This window comes from Rhodanobacter spathiphylli B39 (genome assembly GCF_000264295.1).
Taxonomy (GTDB): Bacteria; Pseudomonadota; Gammaproteobacteria; order Xanthomonadales; family Rhodanobacteraceae; genus Rhodanobacter; species Rhodanobacter spathiphylli.
Window position 1 is genome coordinate 1 of sequence record NZ_AJXT01000202.1, and the last position, 251, is coordinate 251.

Genomic DNA, 251 nt, shown 5'->3' on the forward strand with positions numbered 1-251 from the left:
CAGTGTTATAGGCCGTCCAACCGCTGCTTTTCGTTCAATATTTTTGACTGAAACGCGCTCTGGCTGAACAATTTCTTCAGTCATGGAATTCCATTCACCGCATTCAGGGCATTTTCCGGCCCATTTGGGAGACTGAAACCCACATTGTGAGCATACAAACATTGTTTTAGCTTTATTGGCCACTATTACACTTCCGTTTCTGGCTAAGAACAATAATCTAATGTTCCGCAATAAATTGCAAAAGCCATTTT

General features: G+C 41.4%; 1 pseudogene. It reads right to left on the reverse strand.

The annotated features are described in order from the left end of the window. Nucleotides 1-183: pseudogene (locus tag UU7_RS18810) on the reverse strand (hypothetical protein); the annotation flags it as partial. Between the last annotated feature and the right edge of the window lie 68 nt (nt 184-251).